Origin of the sequence: uncultured Microbacterium sp. (genome assembly GCF_900078385.1) — a bacterium.
Lineage (GTDB): Bacteria > Actinomycetota > Actinomycetes > Actinomycetales > Microbacteriaceae > Microbacterium.
The window spans coordinates 1-20,435 of the sequence record NZ_FLQR01000002.1; the positions used below are offsets into that span (position 1 = coordinate 1).

Consider the following 20,435-nt stretch of genomic DNA (forward strand, 5'->3'; position numbering starts at 1 on the left):
AGACCGGGCGCGGGCGCGCGGGGACGAGGCGCGAGCGCGCGGGGACGGGCGCGGGGACGGGCGCGGGCGCGCGGCGCGGGGGCGGGGCGCGGGGCGGGAGGGCTCAGCGCCGAGCGCCCTCCAGCGCGCGGCGCACGCGCACGGCGAACTGCGCCGGGTGCACGTAGATGTCCTGGCGGGTCACGCGGAGGACGCGCCACCCGGCCTCGGCCAGCCGATCGACACGCTGGATGTCGATCGACCACTGCCGGGCATCCGTCCGGTGATGATCGCCCTCGTACTCCATCGCGACCTTTCGCTCGGGATAGGCGAGGTCGACCTGCGCGAGCCAGCTCCCGGCGTCGAAGACATCGAAGTTCGCGAACGGCTCGGGCAGCCCGGCATCCGCGAGGACGATGCGCATCCAGCTCTCGGGACGCGAGCGCGACCGGGTGATCGCCCGCGGCAGCGCCTCCCGCAGGAGCGCAGCGCCGCGACGTCGCCCGGCGGTCAGCGCGGCCTCCAGCTGCGGCCTCGTGGCCAATGCCGGCGGGTCGTCCGGATGCATCGGGATCCGCTGCGCCGCATCCGCCGCCGCCACGACGTCCTCGAGTCGCGTCAGCACGCTGCCGAGCATCGCCCATGTGGATGCCGGTGTCGTCACTCGCAGCCCGAGTTCGGGATGGATGACGGTGTGCGCGAGCTCGGGCTTGACGGCGTGGCCGATCACACCGCGCCCTGCGGGGCCCCGGCGCGGGGCGAACACCCCGACGTCGAGGGCCCGGCCCATCACCAGGCTGAGCGGGAGCGGGATCGACCACGCGACGGCGGCGGAGACGAGCGTGAAGAACTGCCCCGCCGGCATCCGCGGGGCATACCGGCACATCCGGTCGAGCAGCTCCCGCTCCACCGACCGCTCGGGCTCGACGTCGCACGCGCTGCGCGTGCGGACGCCGTGGAACGGCCGCAGCAGATCCTTCGAGCGCAGCCGTGATCTGCTGACACCGGCGGCGAGCGCCGCCGCGGTGGAGAACGAATCGCCGAGGTCGAGGGGAAGAGGGCTGCGCAGCATCCCTCCACGGTGGCGCCGGGATGCCGGCATCCGCGCGTCTCCACAGCCCTCGATGCGGAACTCTCTGCAGCGACCCCCTGTGGAGAGGGCCTCGCGCGAACTTCATCCGCGCCGAAGTGCGGGTAGGGCGCCCCCACACCCGCACTTTGCCGCGGGCGAAGCCAGGGCTCGATCTTCAGCCGCGCCGAAGTGCGGGTCAGGGCCGCGCACACCCGCACTTTGCCGCGGGCGAGCGATACACCGGGGTCCTCCCGAGGAGGCCGCGCACGGCTTCCACCGCACCGCATCCCGTCACGAAGGCCCGCCGCACCCCGCCGAGGCTTCGACCCGCGTCGTCTACCCCTCGATGGGCACCGTCACGGGGGCGCCGAAGTCCGACCCTCCGGTCAGCGTCAGCGTCACGGCGGCGTCGTCATCCACTCCGTCGACCGACACCAGCGCGATGCGCGGGCCCATGTCCATCGTGCACACCTGATCGGCCGGGGGCGTCACGAACGTCACCGTCACGGCGTCCGCCGCCGCCTTCACCGACTCCACCTCGGGCACGCAGCCCGACGAACCCCAGGTCACGAGCGCGAAGAGCCCGTCGTCGACCCAGCCGGCCGAGGGCGTGTACTCCTCCACGGCGGCACCGCCGAAGCCGTCGAGGTCGGTCTCGCCCCACGAGTCGATGCCGTATGTCACGCGCACCGTCAGGTCCCGCGTGTGATCGACGCCCTCCGGCAGTGCCACGCCGACAGCGCGCGGCACGCTGTCCGCCGTGCACGCCACGCCCTCGGCATCCACGAGCCCCACAGCGAGCGTGCCGTCGCTCTCCACGTCGACCTCTCCCACGATCGGCGCGCAGGTCGAGGACCCCGGCGTCACGACGGCGATCATCCGGCCACCGTCGAGCCAGGCCGCGTCGACCTCGATCTCGCCGGCCGGCACCCCGCTCGGCGAGGCGCCGGCGCCGGGACCGGATCCGCCCGTCGCGCATCCGGCGAGTCCCAGCAGCAACAGTCCGCCGAGGACGACGGCACCGACCCGGAGTGACATGGGCTTCTCCTTCACGCACGATGACGGATGCCGCGGCATCCACCCCGACAGTGTCAGGCGAACGGCATCCGTCTCACTGCAGGGCGGACGTGAGCCGCGCGAGGTTGTCCAGCACCCGCGAGCGCAGGGGCTGCTCCATCCACTCGTCGAGCGTCAGCTCGCGGCTGAGTGACCGGTACTGGTCCTCCACCGCGCGCAGCTGCGAGACGAACTCCGCACCGCGCGAGAGCATGGTCACCTCGAGGTTCAGACCGAACGAGCGCATGTCCATGTTGCTGGAGCCGATGACGGCGACCTCGTCGTCGATGGACATCGACTTCGAGTGCAGGATGTACGGCCGCTTGTACATCCAGATGCGCACACCCGACCGCAGCAGCGCCTCGTAGTAGCTGCGCTGCGCGTGGTAGACCATCGCCTGATCGCCCTCCTCCGAGACGAACAGCTCGACGTCGACCCCCCGCTGGCACGCAGTCTGGATGGCCAGCAGCAGACCCTCGTCGGGGACGAAGTAGGGGCTGACGATGATGATCTTCTCGCGCGCGGCGAACAGCAGCGTCATGAAGAGCTTGAGGTTGTTCTGGAACTCGAATCCCGGACCGGAGGGGATGATCTGGCAGTCGAGCTCCCCCGAGCCCGCCTCGACGGCGAACAGGTCGATCTCGTCGGTGAGGGTCTCGAGCGTCTCGCTGTACCAATCGGAGAGGAACACGGCGTTGACGGAGGCGACGACCGGGCCGTCCAGTCGCGCCATCATGTCGACCCAGTGCAGGCCGCGCCGGAGGTTCTTCGGCAGGTTGTACGTCGAGTCGGTGACGTTCTGCGAGCCCATGAAGGCGACGCGCCCGTCCACGACGAGGAGCTTGCGGTGATTGCGCAGATCGGGTCGCTGATACCGGCGCCTCAGCGGCTGCACGGGGAGCATGACATGCCATGCGGCCCCCATCGCGTCGAGCCGCTGCCGCGTCTCCTTGTACTTTGGTTTGTTGCGGTTCGCCCAGTGGTCGAGCAGCACCCGGACGGTGACGCCGCGCGCAGCGACCTCCTCGAGGGCGCGGAAGAAGTTGTCGGTCGCTGCGTCGGCCTGCAGGATGTAGAACTCGACGTGGACGTAATGCTCGGCCTCCCGGATGGCGTCGGCCATCTCATCGAGGCTGGTCTGGTAGTCGGAGATGAGCCGGGCGCCGTTGTCACCGGCGAGCGGGAGCGCGCCGAGGTTGCGGTTGAGCCGCACGAGCGCACGGAACCACTCCGGCGCGTTGGGCCGCAGCGTGCCGAAGTCGAGGCCGCCGCTGGTGTCGCGGATGTAGTCGTTGATCTGCTGCTGCATCTTGCGGCGCTTGCGCGGCAGGCGCGGGTTGCCGATGAGCAGGAAGAGCAGGATGCCGACGACCGGGATGAAGAAGATGGCCAGAAGCCACGCCATCGCCGCCGTGGGGCGACGGTTCCGCGGGATGATGATGATCGCGAAGATGCGGACGGTGATGTCGAACGCGAGGACGATGAAGACCCACCACGTCCAGTTCCAGTCCACCGTGATGCTCAGCACGCCTGTCCCCCCGCTCCTCGCCTGCGCTCAGCGTAGCGAGTGGGGCGGTCAGCGAGCGGCAGCGTCACCGGCGGCGGGCGCGAGGCCTCGCTTCGCGCGCTCCTCGGCTTCGATCTCCCCGTAGACGCGGCGCTCGGTGCGGTCCATCCGCAGGATCGAGCGGAGTACGAAGACGAACAGGCCCAGCACGACGACGGTCGGCAGCAGCGACCAGACGACGGCGGCCCAGTACTCATCCATGCCTCCATCGTACGCGGCCGTCTCGACGGGCGGATGCCGGGTGGATGCCGGGTGGATGCCGGGCTGGGCGCACCGCCTCCTCCCCAACCCGACGTCACGGCGCGGTACTCCCCGATGCGGCGTGCGCCCGGCCACGGGACCGCACCGGCGGCCAGCCTCGGGGGCATGCCGACTACCGTGAAGGCCGCCGACGCGGCACAGTTCCTCTCCCTCGTCCCGCGCCTGCTGGGCTACACGCCGGCGCGCAGCCTCGTGGTCGTGCCGATGGCCGGCCACCGCAGCGTCGGCGCGATGCGCGTCGATCTGCCGCCCGGCGACGATCTCGACACGGTCGAGCGGCTCGCCTCGAGCGTCGTCGGCATGGTGTGCCGGATCGGCGGCGCCGAGGCCTTCGTCGCCGTCGCGTACAGCGAGGAGTCCGCGGCGGTCGGACTCCCGCACGCGCGCCTCGTCGACGCGTTGGGGCGACGCGCGGAGGCGAGCGGACTGGCGTTCGTCGACGCGCTCGTCGTCGCCGCCGATGGATGGGGCTCGCACTTCGACCCCGACCATCCCGGGGCCGGGCGGCCCCTGTCGGAATTGGAGACCACGCCGACCCTCGACCTGCCCGCCGTCGTCGGCGACCAGGCCACCGGCGCCGCCCTCCCGCCGCACCGTGCCGCCGAGCGCCGCGTCGTGGGCGCGGCCGTGCAGTCGCTCCGCACCGCACTGGAGGTGCTCTGTGGCATGCCCTCCGAGTCCGCGCGGGTCGCGCGCGTCGACCCGGCGGCCCTCGAGGCGGCGTGCGAGCTGGATGATCTGCCGCGGCTGTTCGAGAGCGCGCTGCGGTGGGATGCCGCCGCACTTCCGCCGATGCGCGCAGCCCTACTCGCGTGGTGCCTTGCGCGACCGGCGCTGCGGGACGTCGCGCTGGTGCAGTGGGCGACGGATGTGGTCGGCGGGGAGGATGCCCTCGAGGCGCAGCGCCGCTGGGAGGACGGGGCCGAGTACCCGTCCGATCTCGCATCGGTGATGTGGGGCGAGGGCCCCCGGCCGGATCCGGACCGTCTCGAGACCGCCGCCGAGCTGGCGCGTCACATCGCCGCGCTCGCTCCGAAACGGCTGCGGCCGGGGGCACTGGCCACCTGCGCCTGGCTGTCGTGGGCGCTCGGACGCTCGACGCACGCCGACCGCTACGCGCAGCTGGCCCTGGAGATCGAAGCGGACCACGGGTTGTCCGACATCGTCCGGTCGTTCGTTCTCGCGGGTCACCTGCCGGACTGGGCATTCCGCCGGCCCGGGGGCGGCGCCGTGTGAACGGGCAGCGTGCAGCGACCGCGCGGCCCCGCGTGACCGGCTGGGCCTACTTGACCAGCGGGAAGAGGATCGTCTCGCGGATGCCGAGACCCGTGATCGCCATCATGAGGCGGTCGATGCCCATGCCCATCCCACCGGTGGGCGGCATGCCGTGCTCGAGGGCGCGGAGGAACTCCTCGTCCACGCGCATCGCTTCGTCGTCGCCGCGGGCGGCGAGCTTCGCCTGCTCGACGAACCGCTCACGCTGGATGACCGGGTCGACGAGCTCGGAGTACCCGGTGGCCAGCTCGAAGCCGCGGACGTACAGGTCCCACTTCTCCACGACCCCCGGGATCGTGCGGTGCTCGCGGACGAGCGGGCTCGTGTCGAGCGGAAAGTCCATCACGAAGGTGGGGCGGACGAGATCGCCCTTCACGAAGTGCTCCCACAGTTCCTCGACGAGCTTGCCGTGCGTCGCGATCTTCTCCGGGACCTCGACGCCGACGTCGGCGGCGAACGCCTGCAGCTCGTCGAACGTCGTCTGCGGCGTGATGGCCCGCCCGGCTGCCGCCGAGAGGGAGTCGTACATCGAGATGCGGTCCCACTCGCCGCCCAGGTCGTAGACGGTGCCGTCCGCCCAGGTCACCTCGGTGGTTCCGGCGACCGCGACGGCGGCGTTCTGGATGAGCTCCTGCGTGAGGTCGGCGATGCCGTTGTAGTCCGAGTACGCCTGGTAGGCCTCGAGCATCGCGAACTCGGGGCTGTGCGTCGAGTCGGCACCCTCATTGCGGAAGTTGCGGTTGATCTCGAAGACGCGGTCGATGCCGCCGACGACGGCGCGCTTGAGGAAGAGCTCGGGCGCGATGCGCAGGAAGAGGTCGGCGTCGAAGGCGTTCGCGTGCGTGACGAACGGTCGTGCGGCGGCCCCGCCGTGCTGGACCTGCAGCATGGGGGTCTCGACCTCGACGAAGTCGTGGTTCGCGAACGTGGTGCGCAGGCTCGCGTTCGCCTTGGCGCGGGCGATCACGGTCGCGCGCGCCTCATCGCGGACGATCAGATCGAGGAAGCGGGAGCGCACACGGCTCTCCTCGCTGAGCTCGGAGTACATGTTCGGCAGGGGCAGCAGCGCCTTGGCCGCGATCGTCCAGTCGGTGACCATGATCGACAACTCGCCGCGCCGGCTGGAGATGACCTGACCCGTGACGGAGACGTGATCGCCGAGGTCGACGAGTTCCTTCCACGCCTGCAGCGACTCGTCGCCGACCTCGGCGAGGGACACCATCGCCTGGATGCGGCTGCCGTCGCCCGACTGCAGGGACGCGAAGCAGAGCTTGCCCGTGTTGCGGCTGAAGACGATGCGGCCGGCCACGGATGCCGTCACGCCGGTTTCCTCGCCCGACTCGAGCGATGCGTAGCGCTCGCGCAGGGCGGGGATCGTGTCGGTGACCGGCACGGCGACCGGGTAGGCGCCGCCGGCGGCGTCGGCGCGCTCCGCGAGGAGTCGCTCGCGCTTGGCGAGGCGCACGGCCTTCTGCTCGAAGACGTCCTCTTCGGGCTCGGCGGTCACGGGCGCAGACGCGTCGGTCATGTTCAGGGCTCCTCGGAATCGACCCCTCAGTCTATCGGCGGCACCTCGGGCACTCCTCCGCCGCCCGCGTCGGTGAGCGCACGGTCGATCGTCGAGTGGACGAGCGCCGAGAGGTACCGACCGGGCTCCTCGACGCCCGCTTGGGCGAGGAGGGCGGCGGACTGCCGCACGATCGACGCCGAGAACTCCGTCGCCGTCGCGATGGCCTCCCCGTAGGCGGGGCGGTCGGCTTCGGAGATGACGATCGGCTCGCACCCGAGCTCGACGGCCAGCGCCTGTGCGATGGGCAGCACGGCGGCCGGGGCAGTCACGGCGGCATACGCGTCGTGCAGCTGGCGCAGGTCGATGCTCGTCCCGGTGAACGCGACGGCGGGGTGCACGGCGAGCGGGATGGCGCCGCGTGCGGCGGCAGGCGCGAGCACCTCGATGCCGTAGGCGGGATCGGTGTGCAGCACGAGCTGTCCGACCTGCCACGCGCCGAGCTCCGCGAGCCCCGCGACGAGCGCCGCCAGTTCGTCGTGCGGCACCGCGAGGATGACGAGCTCACTGCGCCGGACGACGTCATCGGCCGTGAGCGTCGGGACACCGGGCAGCACGGCCTCGACCCGCTCGGGGTCGGACCCTGCCGTGATGCCGGTCAGCGCGTGACCCGCGCCCGCGAGCGCCGCCGCGATGACGGGGCCGACGCGGCCGGCGCCGATGACGCCGACGCCCAGGCGTCCACCGCGGTTCACGGCGTGGCCTGACCGTCCGGGCCCGCGACGGCCGCCGCGGCCTGCGGGCCGGAAACGGGCGCCGCAGCATCCGGGCCGGCAACGGGCGCCGCGGCATCCGACACGGGTCCCGCGACCGCAGCGACCGGCGCCTCGGCATCCCACCGGTGCGAGCGGTCTCCTGCCGCGGCGGCGACGGTGGCGTCCGCGGTCGCCTGCCAGATGCCCAGCGCGTCGCCTGCGTCGAGGATGCCGAGGTGTCCGTTGACCTGCCCGACGACGGTGTGGCCCGTGATGTTCGCGAGCGCGAGGCGCCTGTCGATCGGGCCCTGGCTGACGCGCACGGACTGAAGCCGCGCGAGCGGCAGGATCACGAGGGCGCGCTGCAGGAACCCGCGCCGCAGGAACAGCGCCCCGGCCGTCAGCAGGAACCCGTTGCGTCGCCACGACAGCGGTCGCAGCCACCGCCCGCGCCGCGGGGTCGTCGTGTACGGGTCCTCCGGCGCCGGCCCCCACAGCCCGTGGGCGGCGACGTCGTCCCAGCGGGCGTCAAGCGTCGGCAGCATGAGACCGAGCACCCGCTCCACGTCCTCCCGGGTGCCGACCGGGAGCACCTCGGCGAACTGCTGGCTCTGCGAGTCCGTCGCGGCCCGCCCGGAAAGCCGGTTCACCCGGATCGCCCACCACCCGAACCGGCGCCACAGGATCGGCTGCCGGATCTCGACGGCGTGGATGCGGCCCGGAGGCAGCGTCTCGGTCACGGTCGTGAAGAGGCCGAACGTGACCCGCACGCCCGCGGGCGTCGGGGCGATGGAGTAGCGCAGCGACCGTGTGATCTGGCGGAACCAGTACGCGCCGAAACCGATGATCGTCGGGACGAGCGAGAACAGGATCCACGGCGTCCCGAAGACCGACCCGAGGACGGCGGCGATCACCATCAGGACCAGCCAGATCGTCGAGCCCGACAGCAGGTGCGCGACGATGAGCCGCCCCGGCGGGATGTGGACGACGGATGCGGGCTCCGCGACGGGCTCCTCGGCGCCGTCGATGAGGCCCGTGATCCCGGCGCCGACGGTCGCGACGGCGGCGCGGCCGAGCGGCATCCCTGCCGTCCCGCCCGCGACGGCGTCGCCGAGCTGCCGGCCTGACGCGAGGCGGAGGATGTCGCCGCGGATCGTCTCGGCGTTCCCGGTGGACAGGTACTCGAGCTTGACGTTCGAGTCGAGCCCCGCTCCGACGACCTCGAGCTTGCCCATCCCGAACAGCCGCGCCACCATCGGCCGCGTGAGGTTGACGCCCTGCACGCGATCGAGCGGTGCGCGCCGGTGGGTGCGGAAGAGGACGCCGCTGCGCACCTCGACGTCGTCGCCGGTGATCCGGAAGGTATGGAACCGCCAGGACAGCCAGAAGAGGGCGAGCAGGACGAGGAGGACGCCCAGGACCACGAGGATCGCGACGAGGATCAGGTTGTTGGCGACGATGAAGTCGATGGGATCGCCCTCGTAGTCGTCGAACCGCTCCCCGTCCGGACCCATCGCTGGCAGGAAGATCCCGATCAGCCGGTCGCGGAGATTCGTCACGATGATGCCGGTGAGGACGAGGATGAACAGCCCGCCCCGCATGACCGGGGTGAGCGGGTGCAGCCGGTGCCACTCGCCGTCGCTGAGCGGCGAGCGCACCCGCGTCGGCGGAGGCGCAGCGGGGGCTTCCGGCGCGGGCTGCGCCGACGGATCGAGGGGGAGGGTCACAGTCCGGTCCGACGGGTCTCGGCGACGTCGATGAGCGTGTCGCGCAGGCGCTCGGCGGCGGGCTGGCTCAGCCCGGGGATCGTCACCCCGGTGGATGCCGCGGCGGTCACGAGCTTGAGCTGGGCGATGCCGAAGCCGCGGTCCAGCGGGCCGTGGGTGATGTCGACCAGCTGCATCCGGCCGTACGGGACGGCGACCATCCGCTGCCACAGGATGCCGCGGCGGAAGATGAGGTCGTCCGCGCGCAGCTGGTAGCCGATGGACCGCGCCTGGCGCGGGAGGACGGCGAGGGTGAGGAGGATGATGACGGACACGATGCCGGCGGGGATCCACACCCAGGCCTGGTCGAGCACGAAGAACAGCACGAGCGCGATCGCCAGGACGATGGCGAGGACGGCCCCGTTGGAGATGAACTGCACGACGAGGTACTTCGGCGAGACCTGGTGCCAGGTCCCCTCGCCGAGCGGGAGCCGGTTGGCGCTGCGCGGTTCGACGATGCGCTGGAAGGTCCCGGCATCCATCACCTCGTCGGTGCCGGTGTGCGCGGGCGCCACGGCATCCGTGGCCTGCGCGACCTGCTCAGTCGTGGTGGGAGAGTCCGAAGCCGGGCTCGTCGGGTCCGGGCTGTTCGTCATCGTCGTCCTTCCGAATGGTGCACAGGTGTTCGGCGACGAGGCCGGCCGCCACGAGGACGACGCCGCCGACGACGGCGGCCACCACCGCACTCGTCGAGCCTAACGAGGGCGTGACCGGTCGGGTGAGCAGGAAGGCGAGGAGACCCAGCGCCACGCCGGCGACGAACGCACCGACGATGCTCGACGCCTTGGCCAGCATGGCGATCCGCACGGCCCGGAAGGGATCGACGGGCGCCGTGCCGGACCCGGTGATGGCACGCCGGATCGGCAGCGCGAGCAGCACCGTGACGGCGCCGAGCAGCACGAGGAGCACCGGCAGCATGAGCGACGGGGTGAATGTCGGCCGCCCTCCGGCGGTCAGCAGCTGGTCTGCGACGAAGCCGACGACGGCCCCGACGAGCGCGGCGGTGAGGAGGAGGGTCGCGCCGGTGCGCTTCACGCGTCCTCCCCCGCCCGCAGGCCGGCCAGGAGGTCCGCGACGCGGCCGACGCCGGGGAGCACGGCGTCCGGGTCGACCCGCAGCCAGGGCTCCAGGACGAAGTCGCGCTCTGCCGCCCTCGGGTGCGGGACGGTCAGGTCGGGGGCATCGCTGCGCACGTCGCCGTACGCGATGAGGTCGAGATCCAGGGTGCGGTCGCCCCACCGTTCGCGGCGCTCCCGGCCGTGGTGCAGCTCGATCGCGTGCAGGTACGCCAGCAGCACCGACGGCGCGAGCCGCGTGTTCAGCAGCGCGACGGTGTTGAGGTAGGCCGGCGCGGCGGCATCCGGTCCGTCGAGGGTGACCGCGACCGATTCGATGGGATCCGCGGATGCCGCCACCTCGGTCAGCGGCAGGCGAGCCAGGTTCGCGAGCGCCGCGACGATCGTGCCGGCACGGTCGCCGAGGTTCGCGCCGAGCGCGACGACGGCCCGGACGGGCGTCCCTGCCTCCGGACGCGGCGCGTCGGCAGGTCCCTGCGCCAGACGGCGGCTCACGAGGCGGCCCGTTCGCGTTCGATCGTCACGGAGACGTCGCCGAACGGCACGGTGATGGGCGCGCCCGGCTTGTGCACCGTCACGACGGCCGTCTGGACGAGCGGATGCCGCAGCGCGGCCTCCGCGATCCGTTCGGCGAGCGTCTCGAGGAGGTTCACCGGGTCGCCGGAGAGGATCGCCGCGACCTCGTCGGCGAACTCGCCGTAGTGCACCGTGTCGGCGACGTCGTCGCTCGCCGCGGCGGCGCGCAGCGACAGGCCGAGCTCCACGTCCGCGACGAACTCCTGCCCCTCGCGGCGCTCCTCGTCGTAGACACCGTGGTGGCCCGTCGCGCGGATCCCGGTCAGCGTGATGCGGTCGGTCATCCGCGTCCTTCCCATTCGTCGCGCACCGCGAGGGCGATGCGGGTGGACGCCACGTCGTGGACGCGCACGCCCCAGGCTCCGGCCTGGGCGGCCAGGACGCTCGTGACGGCCGTCGCGAGGTCTTTGCGCTGCTCCGTCGCCTCGTCGCCGATCGCCACCGCGAGCATGCGCTTGCGGCTCGTCCCGACGAGCACGCGGAAGCCGAGCCCGACGAGGCGCGGCAGCCCGCGGGCGAGCACCCAGTTGTCGGCGGGCTGCTTGCCGAAGCCGAATCCCGGGTCGAGGATGATGCGCTGCGCCGGGATGCCGGCATCCGTCGCCGCCTGCACCCTCTGCTCGAGTTCACCGATGACCTCCGCCGTGATGTCGGCATAGTCGGCCGGGTCGTACATCGCGGCGGAGTGGCCGCGCCAGTGCTGCAGGATGACGTCGGCGTCCGTGCCGGCGACGGCCGCGAGCATGTCGGGGTCGGCGAGCCCGCCGGAGACGTCGTTGACGATGCGCGCGCCTGCGGCGACCGCGGCGAGCGCGGTCGATGCGTTCATCGTGTCGATGCTGACGAGCGCGCCGGCGGCGGAGAGCCGGGCGATGACGGGAAGGACGCGCTCCTGCTCGAGGACCGCGTCGACGCGCTCGGCGCCGGGGCGGGTGGACTCGCCGCCGATGTCGAGGATGTCGGCGCCGTCGGCGCGCAGCGCCTCACCGTGCGCGACGGCATCGTCCGCGCGCAGATGGCGCCCGCCGTCGCTGAACGAGTCGGGCGTCACGTTGACGACCCCCATGACGAGGGTCACGCCGCGCCGCCGGCGAGGAGCGCGATGATCTCGGCGCGGGCGGCCGGCTCCGCCAGTTCGCCGCGCGCGGCGATCGTGACCGTCGAGGCGTCGGGCTGCCGGCCGCCGCGCATCGTCACGCACTCGTGCACGGCATCCAGGATGACGAGGACGCCCCGTGTGTCGAGGGAGGCGGCGATGACGTCGGCGATCTGCTCGCCGAGCCGCTCCTGCACCTGCGGGCGGGCGGAGAGCACGTCGACGACGCGCGGCAGCGCGCCGAGGCCGACCACCTGCTCTCCGGGCAGGTAGGCGATGTGCGCGTGGCCCGCGAAGGGGAGCAGATGGTGCTCGCAGACCGAGCGGAACCGGACGTCGCGGAGCATGACGGCCCCGGAGGGCAGGGTGTCGGGCGCCGGGCCGCGCGCCACCGAGATGGTGTGCGCGAGCGGGGCCGCGGCATCCTCGCCGACACCGGCGAAGAACTCGGCGTACGCCTCGGCGACGCGCTGCGGGGTGAGCTTCAGCCCGGGGCGATCCGGGTCTTCCCCGATCGCCTCGAGCAGTTCGCGCACCAGAGCGGCGACGCGGTCACGATCGACGGCCACGTGCCGAGCCTAGGCGGTCGCGGGGCGCGCCTGTCCCGTCGCGCGGAGCGCGGGGGCCTTCTGCTTCGCGGTCTGCTCCGCCGCTTCGGTCGCCGCCGCGAGGCCGGCCTCGTCCTGTCGCTGCGGCACGTCGATCGGCGGCAGCGTGGAGACGGGGCGCTCCTGGCTGGAGAGCCACTGCGGGCGCGGCGGGAGCTTCTTCACGTCCTGGAACATCGTCTCGAGCTCGAGGTGGTCGAGCGTCTCGTTCTCCAGCAGGGCGAGGGCGAGCTTGTCGAGGATGTCGCGGTTGGCGTTGATGACCTCGTACGCCTCGTTGTGCGCCTGCTCGATGAGGTCGCGCACCTGGGCGTCGATCTGCTCGGCGATCCGCTCGCTGAAGTCGCGGCCGTGACCCATGTCGCGGCCCATGAACACCTCGCCGGAGGCCGAGCCGAGCTTGACGGGTCCGACGTCGGTCGTCATCCCGTACTCGGTGACCATCTTGCGGGCGATGCCGGTGGCCTTCTCGATGTCGTTCGAGGCGCCCGTCGTGGGGTCGTGGAAGACGATCTCCTCGGCGACGCGACCGCCCATCGCGTAGGTGAGCTGGTCCTGGAGCTCGTTGCGGGTGATCGAGTACTTGTCGTCGATCGGGAGCACCATCGTGTAGCCGAGGGCCTTGCCGCGCGGGAGGATCGTGACCTTCGTGACGGGGTCGGTGTGATTCATCGCCGCCGCCGCGAGCGCGTGTCCGCCCTCGTGATAGGCCGTGATGAGCTTCTCCTTGTCACGCATGACGCGCGTGCGACGCTGCGGACCCGCGATGACGCGGTCGATGGCCTCGTCGAGGGCGCGCATGTCGATGAGCTGCGCGTTCGAGCGCGCGGTCAGCAGCGCGGCCTCGTTGAGGACGTTGGCGAGGTCGGCGCCGGTGAAGCCCGGGGTCTTCCGCGCGATGACGTTCAGGTCGACCGACGGGGAGAGCGGCTTGCCGCGGCCGTGCACCTCGAGGATGCGCTGGCGACCCTTCAGGTCGGGCGCGTCCACGCCGATCTGCCGGTCGAAGCGGCCCGGGCGCAGCAGCGCCGGGTCGAGGATGTCGGGACGGTTCGTCGCCGCGATGACGATGACGTTGACCTTCGGGTCGAAGCCGTCCATCTCGACGAGCATCTGGTTGAGGGTCTGCTCGCGCTCGTCGTGTCCGCCGCCCATGCCGGCGCCGCGGTGCCGGCCGACGGCGTCGATCTCGTCGATGAAGATGATCGCCGGCGAGTTCTCCTTGGCCTGGTTGAACAGGTCGCGGACGCGGCTCGCGCCGACGCCCACGAACATCTCGACGAAGTCCGAGCCGGAGATCGAGTAGAAGGGGACACCGGCCTCGCCGGCCACGGCGCGGGCGAGGAGGGTCTTGCCGGTTCCGGGAGGGCCGTACAGCAGCACGCCCTTGGGGATGCGGGCGCCGACGGCCTGGAAGCGCGCGGGGTCCTTCAGGAAGTCCTTGATCTCCTGCATCTCCTCGATGGCCTCGTCGGCACCGGCGACGTCGGCGAAGGTGACCGTCGGGGTCTCCTTGTTGACGAGCTTCGCGCGGGACTTGCCGAACTGCATCACCTTGTTGCCGCCGCCCTGCGCAGAGGAGAGCAGGAACCAGAACAGCAGACCCAGGAGGATCAGCGGGAGGAGGAGGGAGAGGAGGCCGTCGAACCACGTGGCGCGGGGGACGACGTCGTTGAAGCCCTCCTTGGGGTCGGCGTCGTCGATCGCGGCGACGATCTCGTCGGCGCGGGGCTCGACGTAGTAGAACTGCACCTGCTTGGAGCCCTCGAACTCCTTGGACAGGGTCATGTCCACGCGCTGGTCGCCGTCGGTGGTGGTCACCTCGGTGACCGTCCCGCCCTCGAGGAGTTCGAGTCCCTGCTGCGTCGTGACCTGCTTGGCGCCGGTGAGGCTCGAGATCAGCGTCATGCCGATCAGGAGGAGGACGCCGATGAGCAACACGTAGACGAACGGGTTGCGCGAGAGCTTCTTGAAATCCATGGTCCGAAAAGGCTACCGCGCAGCGACTATGCGTCGACTGTGCATTCGCCCACGGCGTACCGGGCGCTCAGCTGTAGACGTGCGGCGCGAGCACCGCGACATCCCGGAGGTTCCGGTACCGCTCGGCGTAGTCCAGGCCGTAGCCCACGACGAACTCGTTGGGGATGTCGAAGCCGACGTACCGGCAGTCGATCTCCACCTTCGCGGCGTCGGGCTTGCGCAGCAGTGCGAGCACCTCGATCGACTCCGCGCCGCGGGACTGGAAGTTCTCCAGCAGCCAGCTCAGCGTCAGGCCCGAGTCGATGATGTCCTCGACGATGAGGACGTGCTTGCCGTGCAGGTCGGTGTCGAGGTCCTTGCGGATCTGGACGACGCCGGAGGACTTCGTCCCCGCACCGTAGGAGGACACCGCCATCCAGTCCATCGTGATGTCGCGGGTGAGCTGACGGGCGAAGTCGGCCATCACCATGACGGCACCCTTCAGCACGCCGACCAGGAGCAGATCCTTGCCCTCGTACTCGGCATCCACGCGCTGGGCGAGCTCGAGGAGCTTCGCCTGGATCTCCTCCTCGGTGACGAGGACGGTGGAGAGCTGGTCAGCGATGTCGGCCGCGCGCATGGTTCGAGTCTAGGCACTCGACAGGGGCGCTCCGGATGCCGTCAGGCATAGGCTGACCCGCGACGGGCAACGGAGCCCGCTCACGACACGGGAGGAAGCCCCCATGGCCGGACTCGATGACATCCTCGGCATGCTGCCGATCGACCAGATCGCCGCGAAGCTCGGGGTCGACCCCGCCACCGCGACGCAGGCCGTGCAGGAAGGCGGCGGCGCGATCCTCGGCGGGTTGCAGCGCAACGCCGCCACCCCCGAAGGCGCATCCGCGATCGAGGCGGCGCTCGGCAGGCACGCCGGCCTCGGCGACTCCGTCGACCTCGACCAGGTCGATACGGCGGACGGCGAGAAGATCCTCGGCCACGTGTTCGGCAGCCAGAAGGACCAGGTCGCGCAGACCCTGACCTCCGAGCCGCAGACGGCCGGCATCGAATTCGGCAAGCTGCTGCCGATGCTCGCGCCGATCGTGCTCGGCTTGCTCGCGAAGAAGAAGCAGGGCGGCGGTTCCACCTCACAGGAGTCCTCCGGCGGCATCGGCGATCTCATCGGCGGGCTGCTCGGCGGCGGGGCGTCCGGCGGCGGGCAGAAGGCCGGCGGGATCGACCTGGGCGGCCTGCTCGGCGGGCTGTTCGGCGGGAAGAGCTAGGCGCGGTCGGCTCCGGATGCCGTGAACACGATGCGCGTGCCGCTGCGGGTTGCGCGGCATCCGGGCAGGTCGATGGGCCCCTGACCGGTCCAGTCGGTCGCGAGCCGGGCGACGTCCAGGGTCTGCGTCCGAGTCAGGCTCACGCCGAACTCGCTCGCCACGACGTGCCGGAGGATGCGGTGCCGCAGCGCCGGCGGGTTCGCGGCGAGCGCCGGCACCGACACGGCGATGCCGGCCTCGGCCGGTTCCACGATGTCCTCGATGGTCTCGTCGATCATCTCGGCGAAGGCGTCCGCATCCTCGCGCAGCTGCTCGGCCGTGCGGGCCAGGGCTTCCGCGACGCCCGGCCCGAGCTCGTTCTCCAGGAGCGGCAGGACGTCGTGGCGGACGCGGACCCGTAGGAAGCGGCGGTCGAGGTTGTGCGGGTCCTCCCACGGCTCGAGGCCTTCCGCCGCGCACGCGGCACGCGTCGTCGCGCGCCGCACGGTCAGCAGGGGCCGGAGCCACGCGATCCCGTCGTCGTCCCGCGCCGGGGCCATGCCGGCGAGGCTCGCGGCGCCGGAGCCGCGGGAGAGGCCCAGCAGGACCGTCTCGGCCTGGTCGTCGAGGGTGTGGCCGAGCAGGATCGCGGCCGCGCCGGCGTCGGCGGCCGCGGCGCGGAGCGCCCCGCGGCGTGCGTCGCGCGCCGCGGCCTCGGGCCCGCCGTCGCGCCCGACCTCGACGCGCACGACCCGGGTGGGGAGGCCCAGCTCTTCGGCGGCGGCGGCCGCGCGCGCGGCGATCTCGGCGGAACCGGCCTGCAGCCCGTGGTCGACGACCACCGCCGAGGCCGCGAGACCGGCCTTCGGCGCCTCGAATGCGACGGCGGCGGCGAGCGCCAGGGAGTCCGCGCCTCCGGAGAGCCCGACCAGGACGGGCCCGCGGGTGCCCGCGAGGGCGGAGCGGACGGCCCGGCGCACCTCGGCGACGGCGGGGTCCAGGCTCGGGCGGTGCTCCACGAGGCCACGGTACCGCCCGGGTGCCGCCCGGGTGCGGGCCGGGTGCAGGGAGGCGCGAGCCGCAACTCCGCCTCGCAGCCGTCGCGGCGGCCCGGGCCGCCGCTCGCCGCCGATTCAGGCGGAGTTACGGCCCGGACGGCCGCGGACTAGGCTGGGGCGCGGCATTCCGCACTTCCGAAGGAGAACCACATGGGCGCCTACGACGCCGTCATCGAGATCCCGCGCGGCAGCCGCGTCAAGTACGAGGTCGACCACGGCACCGGCCGCGTCTTCCTCGACCGCGTGCTCTTCACGCCCATGGGCTACCCCGCCAACTACGGCTTCTTCGAGGACACCCTCGGCGAGGACGGCGACCCGCTCGACGTGCTCCTGCTCCTCGACCGCGACCTGTACCCGGGCGTCATGGCGAAGGTCCGTCCCGTGGGCGTCCTGAAGATGCTCGACGAGGCTGGCGGCGACGACAAGGTCGTCGCGGTGCTCGCGAAGGACCCGCGCTGGGCGCACATCCAGGATGTCGGTGACCTCGACGAGTGGACCAAGGGCGAGATCAACCACTTCTTCGAGCACTACAAGGACCTCGAGCCCGGCAAGTGGGTCAAGGTCGACCAGTGGGGCGACGCCGCCGAGGCGGAGCGGCTCGTGTCGGAGGCGTTCGACCGCTTCAAGGAGCACGACGCGCAGACCGCCACGCAGGGCGAGGGCCACGCACCGAAGACCCTCTGAGACTTCTCAGCACACGAAGAGCGGATGCCACGGCATCCGCTCTTCTGCGTTCCGAGCCGAGGACTGGGCCAGTCAGACCGAGATGCCGCGGGCGCGGAGGAACGGGGCCGGGTTGATGCGGAGGCCGCCGCTGTAGACCTCGAAGTGCAGATGGCATCCGGTGGAGGCGCCGGTGTTGCCGACGAAGGCGATCACCTGACCGGCCGACACCCGCTGGCCGTAACCGACGTTGTAGCCGCCGGGCTTGATGTGCGCGTAGCCCGTGATGATGCCGCCGCCGTGGTCGACCTTGATGTAGTTGCCCCAGCTGCCGCTGTATCCGGCGAAGACGACGCGCCCGTCGGCGGCGGCGTAGATCGGCGCCGAGCAGCCGGCCGCGAAGTCGATGCCACGGTGACCCGTGGACGTGCAGTGGCCGTTCGCGCAGATCGTGCCGCGCGACCCGAACCAGGAACTGATCCAGCCGGCCGCGGGGCGCACCCACCCGGAGCCCTGGACCTCGCCGGCGGGGCTTCCGCCGTTGCCGTTGCCGTTGCCGCCGCCCGCGGCGGCTTCCTCGGCTTCGCGCCGACGGCGCTCTTCCTCTTCGCGGGCCTTGCGCGCGGCTTCCGCGCGGGCACGCCGCTCGCGCTCCTCCCGTGCCTTGCGTGCCGCTTCGACACCCGCGCGGTAGTCGGCGACGGTCTTCGCGGTCGTGTCCTTGAGGGCGGCGAGCTGGGCCTGGAGCGTGTCGAGGTGCTGGGCCTGTGCGTCGAGCGCGGCCTGCGCGGCCGTCGCCGCGTTCTGCGCGGCGACCATCTTCTGCTCGGCTTCCTGCTGCAGGCGGTCACGCTCGTCGCGGGCGACGGCGGCCTGGTCGCTGAGGCTCTGCGCGTTGTCGCGCGCCGACATCGCGTCGGCGTAGACGCTCTTGTTCGCGGCGAGGAGCTGGTCCATCGTGCCGAGGCGGGCGAGCAGGTCGTCGGCGCTCGCGGCGGAGTCGGAGAAGAACAGTTCGAGCGACGTGTCGTCGCCGCCCGTCCGATACTGCTGGGCCGCCAGGCGGCCGAGCTTGCCGGCGGCCTCGGCCGCGCGGCGTTCCTCGGCGTCGGCCTGCTCCTGCAGGGACAGCGCGCGGTCGGCCGCTTCCTCGAACGCCTGCTGGGCGAGGTCGTACTCGTAGCCGAGCTGCTCGGCGATGGCCTGTTTGTTCGCGACGTCCTGCTCGAGCTGGGAGATCAGACCCTCGATGCGAGTGACCTGCGCCGACTTGCTCGCCTCGTTCGCCTTCGCACGCTTCACGTCATCCCATGACGGGTACGACGCAGCCCAGGCGGGGGATGCCAGGAGAAGACCCGCGCCGACGACTCCGGCGGCACCGAGCCCGATGGCGCCACGGCGCGACAGAGGGCTGCGGAACGCGCGCCACTCCTTCGGCGTCGGCGCGCAGCCGCATTCCTCAGCAGATTCCGGGGCTTCAGACCGCACGGAACCACCTCTCGTCATCGGGCAACAGCTTTCACATTAGCAACAGCCGTCACACGAACCCAGTGTTTCCCCGAACACATCATCCCTCTGACGGCGCTTCGGCGCACGGATATCTTTATCCGGGACCCCCGGCATCCTTCGACCCACGCCCGCGATTTCCGATTCTGCGCGGGATTGCGTATGCTTGAGCGTCGGTAAGCGTGAGCCTCCGGGTTCGCTCGGCCCCATCGTTTAGCGGCCTAGGACGCCGCCCTTTCACGGCGGTAGCACGGGTTCGAATCCCGTTGGGGTCACCCTTTCCACACAATTGAATAAGCATGGCCCTGTAGCGCAGTTGGTTAGCGTGCCGCCCTGTCACGGCGGAGGTCGCGGGTTCAAGTCCCGTCAGGGTCGCTTCGAGCGACGGGCCCTTTTCATTGAGAAGGGCCTTTCGTCTCGGGAGTGACATTCTTCGGATGCCGCTCGGCTCTGTAGCTCAGTTGGTAGAGCGCACGACTGAAAATCGTGAGGTCACGGGATCGACGCCCGTCGGAGCCACTGAAACCCTCGTGAGGCTTCTACTCGCGGGGGTTTCTTCATGTCTCCGATGCGACTCACCGCGCGGACGCCTCTTCGCCAGCGGCATCCTGCGGGTCTGCGCGGTCCGCACCCGCACTCTGCCGCGGGTGAGGACGGAGGCCCGATCTCATCCGCGCCGAAGTGCGGGTCGTGCGACGCTGCACCCGCCATTCGGCGCGGATGAACTCCGCGCACCTCTCGCCCCGAAGCGCCCCACCCCTCGACAAACAGCACCCTCGTGCGCGACGATGACTCATCGTGTGCCGAGGGGGGTCCACATGAGCTTCGATGCTGCGCGTCTCGCGTCCGTCATCTCACCGCTCCGCCGCGCGCTGGCGGCGGCGGCGCGACAGCGCGACCAGCTGCCGCATCTGCCGGACTCGCACGTGGACGTCATCCACGCACTTCCGCGCGGCACGGTGCGCTCGCCGGGCGACCTGTCGGTGCTCCTGGGTCTCAACCGCACCACGATCAGCAACCTGCTCACAGCGATGGAGATCGGCGGGCTGGTGGCGCGGCAGCACCGGGCAGACGACCGGCGGCACGTCGAGGTGGTGGCTTCCGCCGAGGCGCTCACCCTCGCCGACCGGTTCGATGCCGTGTCCACCGCGATCGTCTCGGATGCCGCCGATGAGCTCTCCCCGGGGGAACGGGAGGCGCTGGGCGCCGCCCTTCCGGCGCTCGAGCACTTGCTCGAGCTCCTCGTCGAGCAGCGCGCGCACGCGATGGAGCCGGCGGAGCCCCAGCAGGCCTGACGCCACGATGCGTCCACCGAGGCACCCGCGCGGCGCGACTTCTTCCGTCCACCTCTGGACAGCGGGGTAGTTCACGGGCAAAACTATGTGGACAACGTGCT

At 71.6% G+C, this 20,435-nt stretch carries 21 protein-coding genes and 3 tRNA genes; 7 read left to right on the plus strand and 17 right to left on the minus strand.

What is annotated here, in order from left to right; all coding sequences use genetic code 11:
- Positions 1-103: 103 nt before the first annotated feature.
- The 4 genes from QZL85_RS04060 to QZL85_RS04075 form a co-directional block, all read right to left on the minus strand.
- Complete coding sequence (locus tag QZL85_RS04060; RefSeq protein WP_295573966.1) at positions 104-1,051, minus strand: hypothetical protein; 948 nt, start codon at positions 1,049-1,051, stop codon at positions 104-106.
- Positions 1,052-1,387: 336 nt separating this feature from the next.
- On the minus strand, positions 1,388-2,089 hold the full coding sequence (locus tag QZL85_RS04065) for a hypothetical protein (RefSeq protein ID WP_295573968.1): 702 nt from the start codon (positions 2,087-2,089) through the stop codon (positions 1,388-1,390).
- Positions 2,090-2,162: 73 nt separating this feature from the next.
- A complete protein-coding gene (cls, locus tag QZL85_RS04070; RefSeq protein WP_295573971.1) occupies positions 2,163-3,635 on the minus strand; it encodes a cardiolipin synthase in 1,473 nt (490 codons plus the stop codon).
- Between the two features lie 48 nt (positions 3,636-3,683).
- Complete coding sequence (locus QZL85_RS04075; protein ID WP_295573973.1) at positions 3,684-3,875, minus strand: hypothetical protein; 192 nt, start codon at positions 3,873-3,875, stop codon at positions 3,684-3,686.
- A 165-nt stretch (positions 3,876-4,040) separates the two neighbouring features.
- Between QZL85_RS04075 and QZL85_RS04080 the strand changes: the two genes are divergently transcribed.
- The gene (locus QZL85_RS04080) at positions 4,041-5,171 is read left to right on the plus strand and encodes a DUF4192 family protein (RefSeq protein ID WP_295573976.1); all 1,131 of its coding nucleotides are present in this window, start codon (positions 4,041-4,043) and stop codon (positions 5,169-5,171) included.
- A 46-nt stretch (positions 5,172-5,217) separates the two neighbouring features.
- On the opposite strand, the gene lysS is transcribed toward QZL85_RS04080, so the two are convergent.
- From lysS to hpt, 11 genes are all read right to left on the minus strand, one after another.
- Complete coding sequence (gene lysS, locus QZL85_RS04085; protein ID WP_295573979.1) at positions 5,218-6,738, minus strand: lysine--tRNA ligase; 1,521 nt, start codon at positions 6,736-6,738, stop codon at positions 5,218-5,220.
- 26 nt (positions 6,739-6,764) lie between these two features.
- A complete protein-coding gene (locus QZL85_RS04090) occupies positions 6,765-7,472 on the minus strand; it encodes a DUF2520 domain-containing protein (RefSeq protein ID WP_295573982.1) in 708 nt (235 codons plus the stop codon).
- Positions 7,469-9,199, minus strand: coding sequence for a PH domain-containing protein (locus tag QZL85_RS04095; protein ID WP_366208643.1), 1,731 nt, complete (start codon positions 9,197-9,199; stop codon positions 7,469-7,471). The genes QZL85_RS04090 and QZL85_RS04095 overlap by 4 nt, the downstream gene beginning before the upstream one ends.
- On the minus strand, positions 9,196-9,834 hold the full coding sequence (locus QZL85_RS04100; RefSeq protein WP_295573983.1) for a PH domain-containing protein: 639 nt from the start codon (positions 9,832-9,834) through the stop codon (positions 9,196-9,198). The genes QZL85_RS04095 and QZL85_RS04100 overlap by 4 nt, the downstream gene beginning before the upstream one ends.
- A complete protein-coding gene (locus QZL85_RS04105; RefSeq protein ID WP_295573986.1) occupies positions 9,779-10,273 on the minus strand; it encodes a DUF3180 domain-containing protein in 495 nt (164 codons plus the stop codon). The genes QZL85_RS04100 and QZL85_RS04105 overlap by 56 nt, the downstream gene beginning before the upstream one ends.
- Entirely contained in the window at positions 10,270-10,797 is a 528-nt protein-coding gene (folK, locus tag QZL85_RS04110) for a 2-amino-4-hydroxy-6-hydroxymethyldihydropteridine diphosphokinase (RefSeq protein ID WP_295574135.1), read from the minus strand. Before folK ends, QZL85_RS04105 begins: the two co-directional genes overlap by 4 nt.
- Before the next feature lie 8 nt (positions 10,798-10,805).
- Positions 10,806-11,174 carry a dihydroneopterin aldolase gene (folB, locus tag QZL85_RS04115; RefSeq protein ID WP_295573988.1) on the minus strand — a complete coding sequence of 123 codons (369 nt, stop codon included), beginning with the start codon at positions 11,172-11,174 and terminating at the stop codon, positions 10,806-10,808.
- On the minus strand, positions 11,171-11,968 hold the full coding sequence (gene folP / locus QZL85_RS04120; RefSeq protein ID WP_295573991.1) for a dihydropteroate synthase: 798 nt from the start codon (positions 11,966-11,968) through the stop codon (positions 11,171-11,173). Before folP ends, folB begins: the two co-directional genes overlap by 4 nt.
- Positions 11,965-12,555 (minus strand): GTP cyclohydrolase I, encoded by a 591-nt coding sequence (folE, locus tag QZL85_RS04125; RefSeq protein ID WP_295573993.1) that lies wholly within the window; start codon positions 12,553-12,555, stop codon positions 11,965-11,967. Before folE ends, folP begins: the two co-directional genes overlap by 4 nt.
- A 9-nt stretch (positions 12,556-12,564) precedes the next feature.
- Positions 12,565-14,574 carry an ATP-dependent zinc metalloprotease FtsH gene (gene ftsH, locus QZL85_RS04130; protein ID WP_295573995.1) on the minus strand — a complete coding sequence of 670 codons (2,010 nt, stop codon included), beginning with the start codon at positions 14,572-14,574 and terminating at the stop codon, positions 12,565-12,567.
- Positions 14,575-14,641: 67 nt separating this feature from the next.
- Positions 14,642-15,193 (minus strand): hypoxanthine phosphoribosyltransferase, encoded by a 552-nt coding sequence (gene hpt, locus QZL85_RS04135; protein ID WP_295573998.1) that lies wholly within the window; start codon positions 15,191-15,193, stop codon positions 14,642-14,644.
- A 103-nt stretch (positions 15,194-15,296) separates the two neighbouring features.
- Here hpt and QZL85_RS04140 point away from each other — a divergent pair, with 103 nt between their 5' ends.
- Positions 15,297-15,833 carry a DUF937 domain-containing protein gene (locus QZL85_RS04140; protein WP_295574000.1) on the plus strand — a complete coding sequence of 179 codons (537 nt, stop codon included), beginning with the start codon at positions 15,297-15,299 and terminating at the stop codon, positions 15,831-15,833.
- Here the strand turns inward: QZL85_RS04140 and tilS are convergent.
- Positions 15,830-16,831 (minus strand): tRNA lysidine(34) synthetase TilS, encoded by a 1,002-nt coding sequence (tilS, locus tag QZL85_RS04145; RefSeq protein ID WP_295574002.1) that lies wholly within the window; start codon positions 16,829-16,831, stop codon positions 15,830-15,832. The genes QZL85_RS04140 and tilS overlap by 4 nt on opposite strands.
- A gap of 189 nt (positions 16,832-17,020) precedes the next feature.
- Here tilS and QZL85_RS04150 point away from each other — a divergent pair, with 189 nt between their 5' ends.
- On the plus strand, positions 17,021-17,554 hold the full coding sequence (locus QZL85_RS04150; RefSeq protein ID WP_295574005.1) for an inorganic diphosphatase: 534 nt from the start codon (positions 17,021-17,023) through the stop codon (positions 17,552-17,554).
- A gap of 72 nt (positions 17,555-17,626) precedes the next feature.
- On the opposite strand, the gene QZL85_RS04155 is transcribed toward QZL85_RS04150, so the two are convergent.
- Complete coding sequence (locus QZL85_RS04155) at positions 17,627-19,021, minus strand: M23 family metallopeptidase (protein WP_295574007.1); 1,395 nt, start codon at positions 19,019-19,021, stop codon at positions 17,627-17,629.
- Positions 19,022-19,241: 220 nt separating this feature from the next.
- Between QZL85_RS04155 and QZL85_RS04160 the strand changes: the two genes are divergently transcribed.
- The 4 genes from QZL85_RS04160 (at position 19,242) to QZL85_RS04175 (ending at position 20,334) form a co-directional block, all read left to right on the plus strand.
- Positions 19,242-19,314, plus strand: a tRNA-Glu gene (locus QZL85_RS04160).
- A 26-nt stretch (positions 19,315-19,340) separates the two neighbouring features.
- Positions 19,341-19,414 (plus strand) — tRNA-Asp (locus tag QZL85_RS04165).
- A 71-nt stretch (positions 19,415-19,485) separates the two neighbouring features.
- A tRNA-Phe gene (locus tag QZL85_RS04170) sits at positions 19,486-19,558 on the plus strand.
- Between the two features lie 299 nt (positions 19,559-19,857).
- A complete protein-coding gene (locus QZL85_RS04175) occupies positions 19,858-20,334 on the plus strand; it encodes a MarR family winged helix-turn-helix transcriptional regulator (protein ID WP_295574010.1) in 477 nt (158 codons plus the stop codon).
- Positions 20,335-20,435: the final 101 nt, after the last annotated feature.

Bases quoted from the DNA above. Each gene is read 5' to 3' on its own strand.
- ftsH (WP_295573995.1), bottom strand. From the start codon at position 14,574: ATGGATTTCAAGAAGCTCTCGCGCAACCCGTTCGTCTACGTGTTGCTC.
- QZL85_RS04100 (WP_295573983.1), bottom strand. From the start codon at position 9,834: ATGACGAACAGCCCGGACCCGACGAGCCCGGCTTCGGACTCTCCCACC.
- QZL85_RS04175 (WP_295574010.1), top strand. From the start codon at position 19,858: ATGAGCTTCGATGCTGCGCGTCTCGCGTCCGTCATCTCACCGCTCCGC.
- QZL85_RS04140 (WP_295574000.1), top strand. From the start codon at position 15,297: ATGGCCGGACTCGATGACATCCTCGGCATGCTGCCGATCGACCAGATC.
- QZL85_RS04065 (WP_295573968.1), bottom strand. From the start codon at position 2,089: ATGTCACTCCGGGTCGGTGCCGTCGTCCTCGGCGGACTGTTGCTGCTG.
- QZL85_RS04060 (WP_295573966.1), bottom strand. From the start codon at position 1,051: ATGCTGCGCAGCCCTCTTCCCCTCGACCTCGGCGATTCGTTCTCCACC.
- lysS (WP_295573979.1), bottom strand. From the start codon at position 6,738: ATGACCGACGCGTCTGCGCCCGTGACCGCCGAGCCCGAAGAGGACGTC.
- QZL85_RS04075 (WP_295573973.1), bottom strand. From the start codon at position 3,875: ATGGATGAGTACTGGGCCGCCGTCGTCTGGTCGCTGCTGCCGACCGTC.
- QZL85_RS04150 (WP_295574005.1), top strand. From the start codon at position 17,021: ATGGGCGCCTACGACGCCGTCATCGAGATCCCGCGCGGCAGCCGCGTC.
- folB (WP_295573988.1), bottom strand. From the start codon at position 11,174: ATGACCGACCGCATCACGCTGACCGGGATCCGCGCGACGGGCCACCAC.
- QZL85_RS04080 (WP_295573976.1), top strand. From the start codon at position 4,041: ATGCCGACTACCGTGAAGGCCGCCGACGCGGCACAGTTCCTCTCCCTC.
- hpt (WP_295573998.1), bottom strand. From the start codon at position 15,193: ATGCGCGCGGCCGACATCGCTGACCAGCTCTCCACCGTCCTCGTCACC.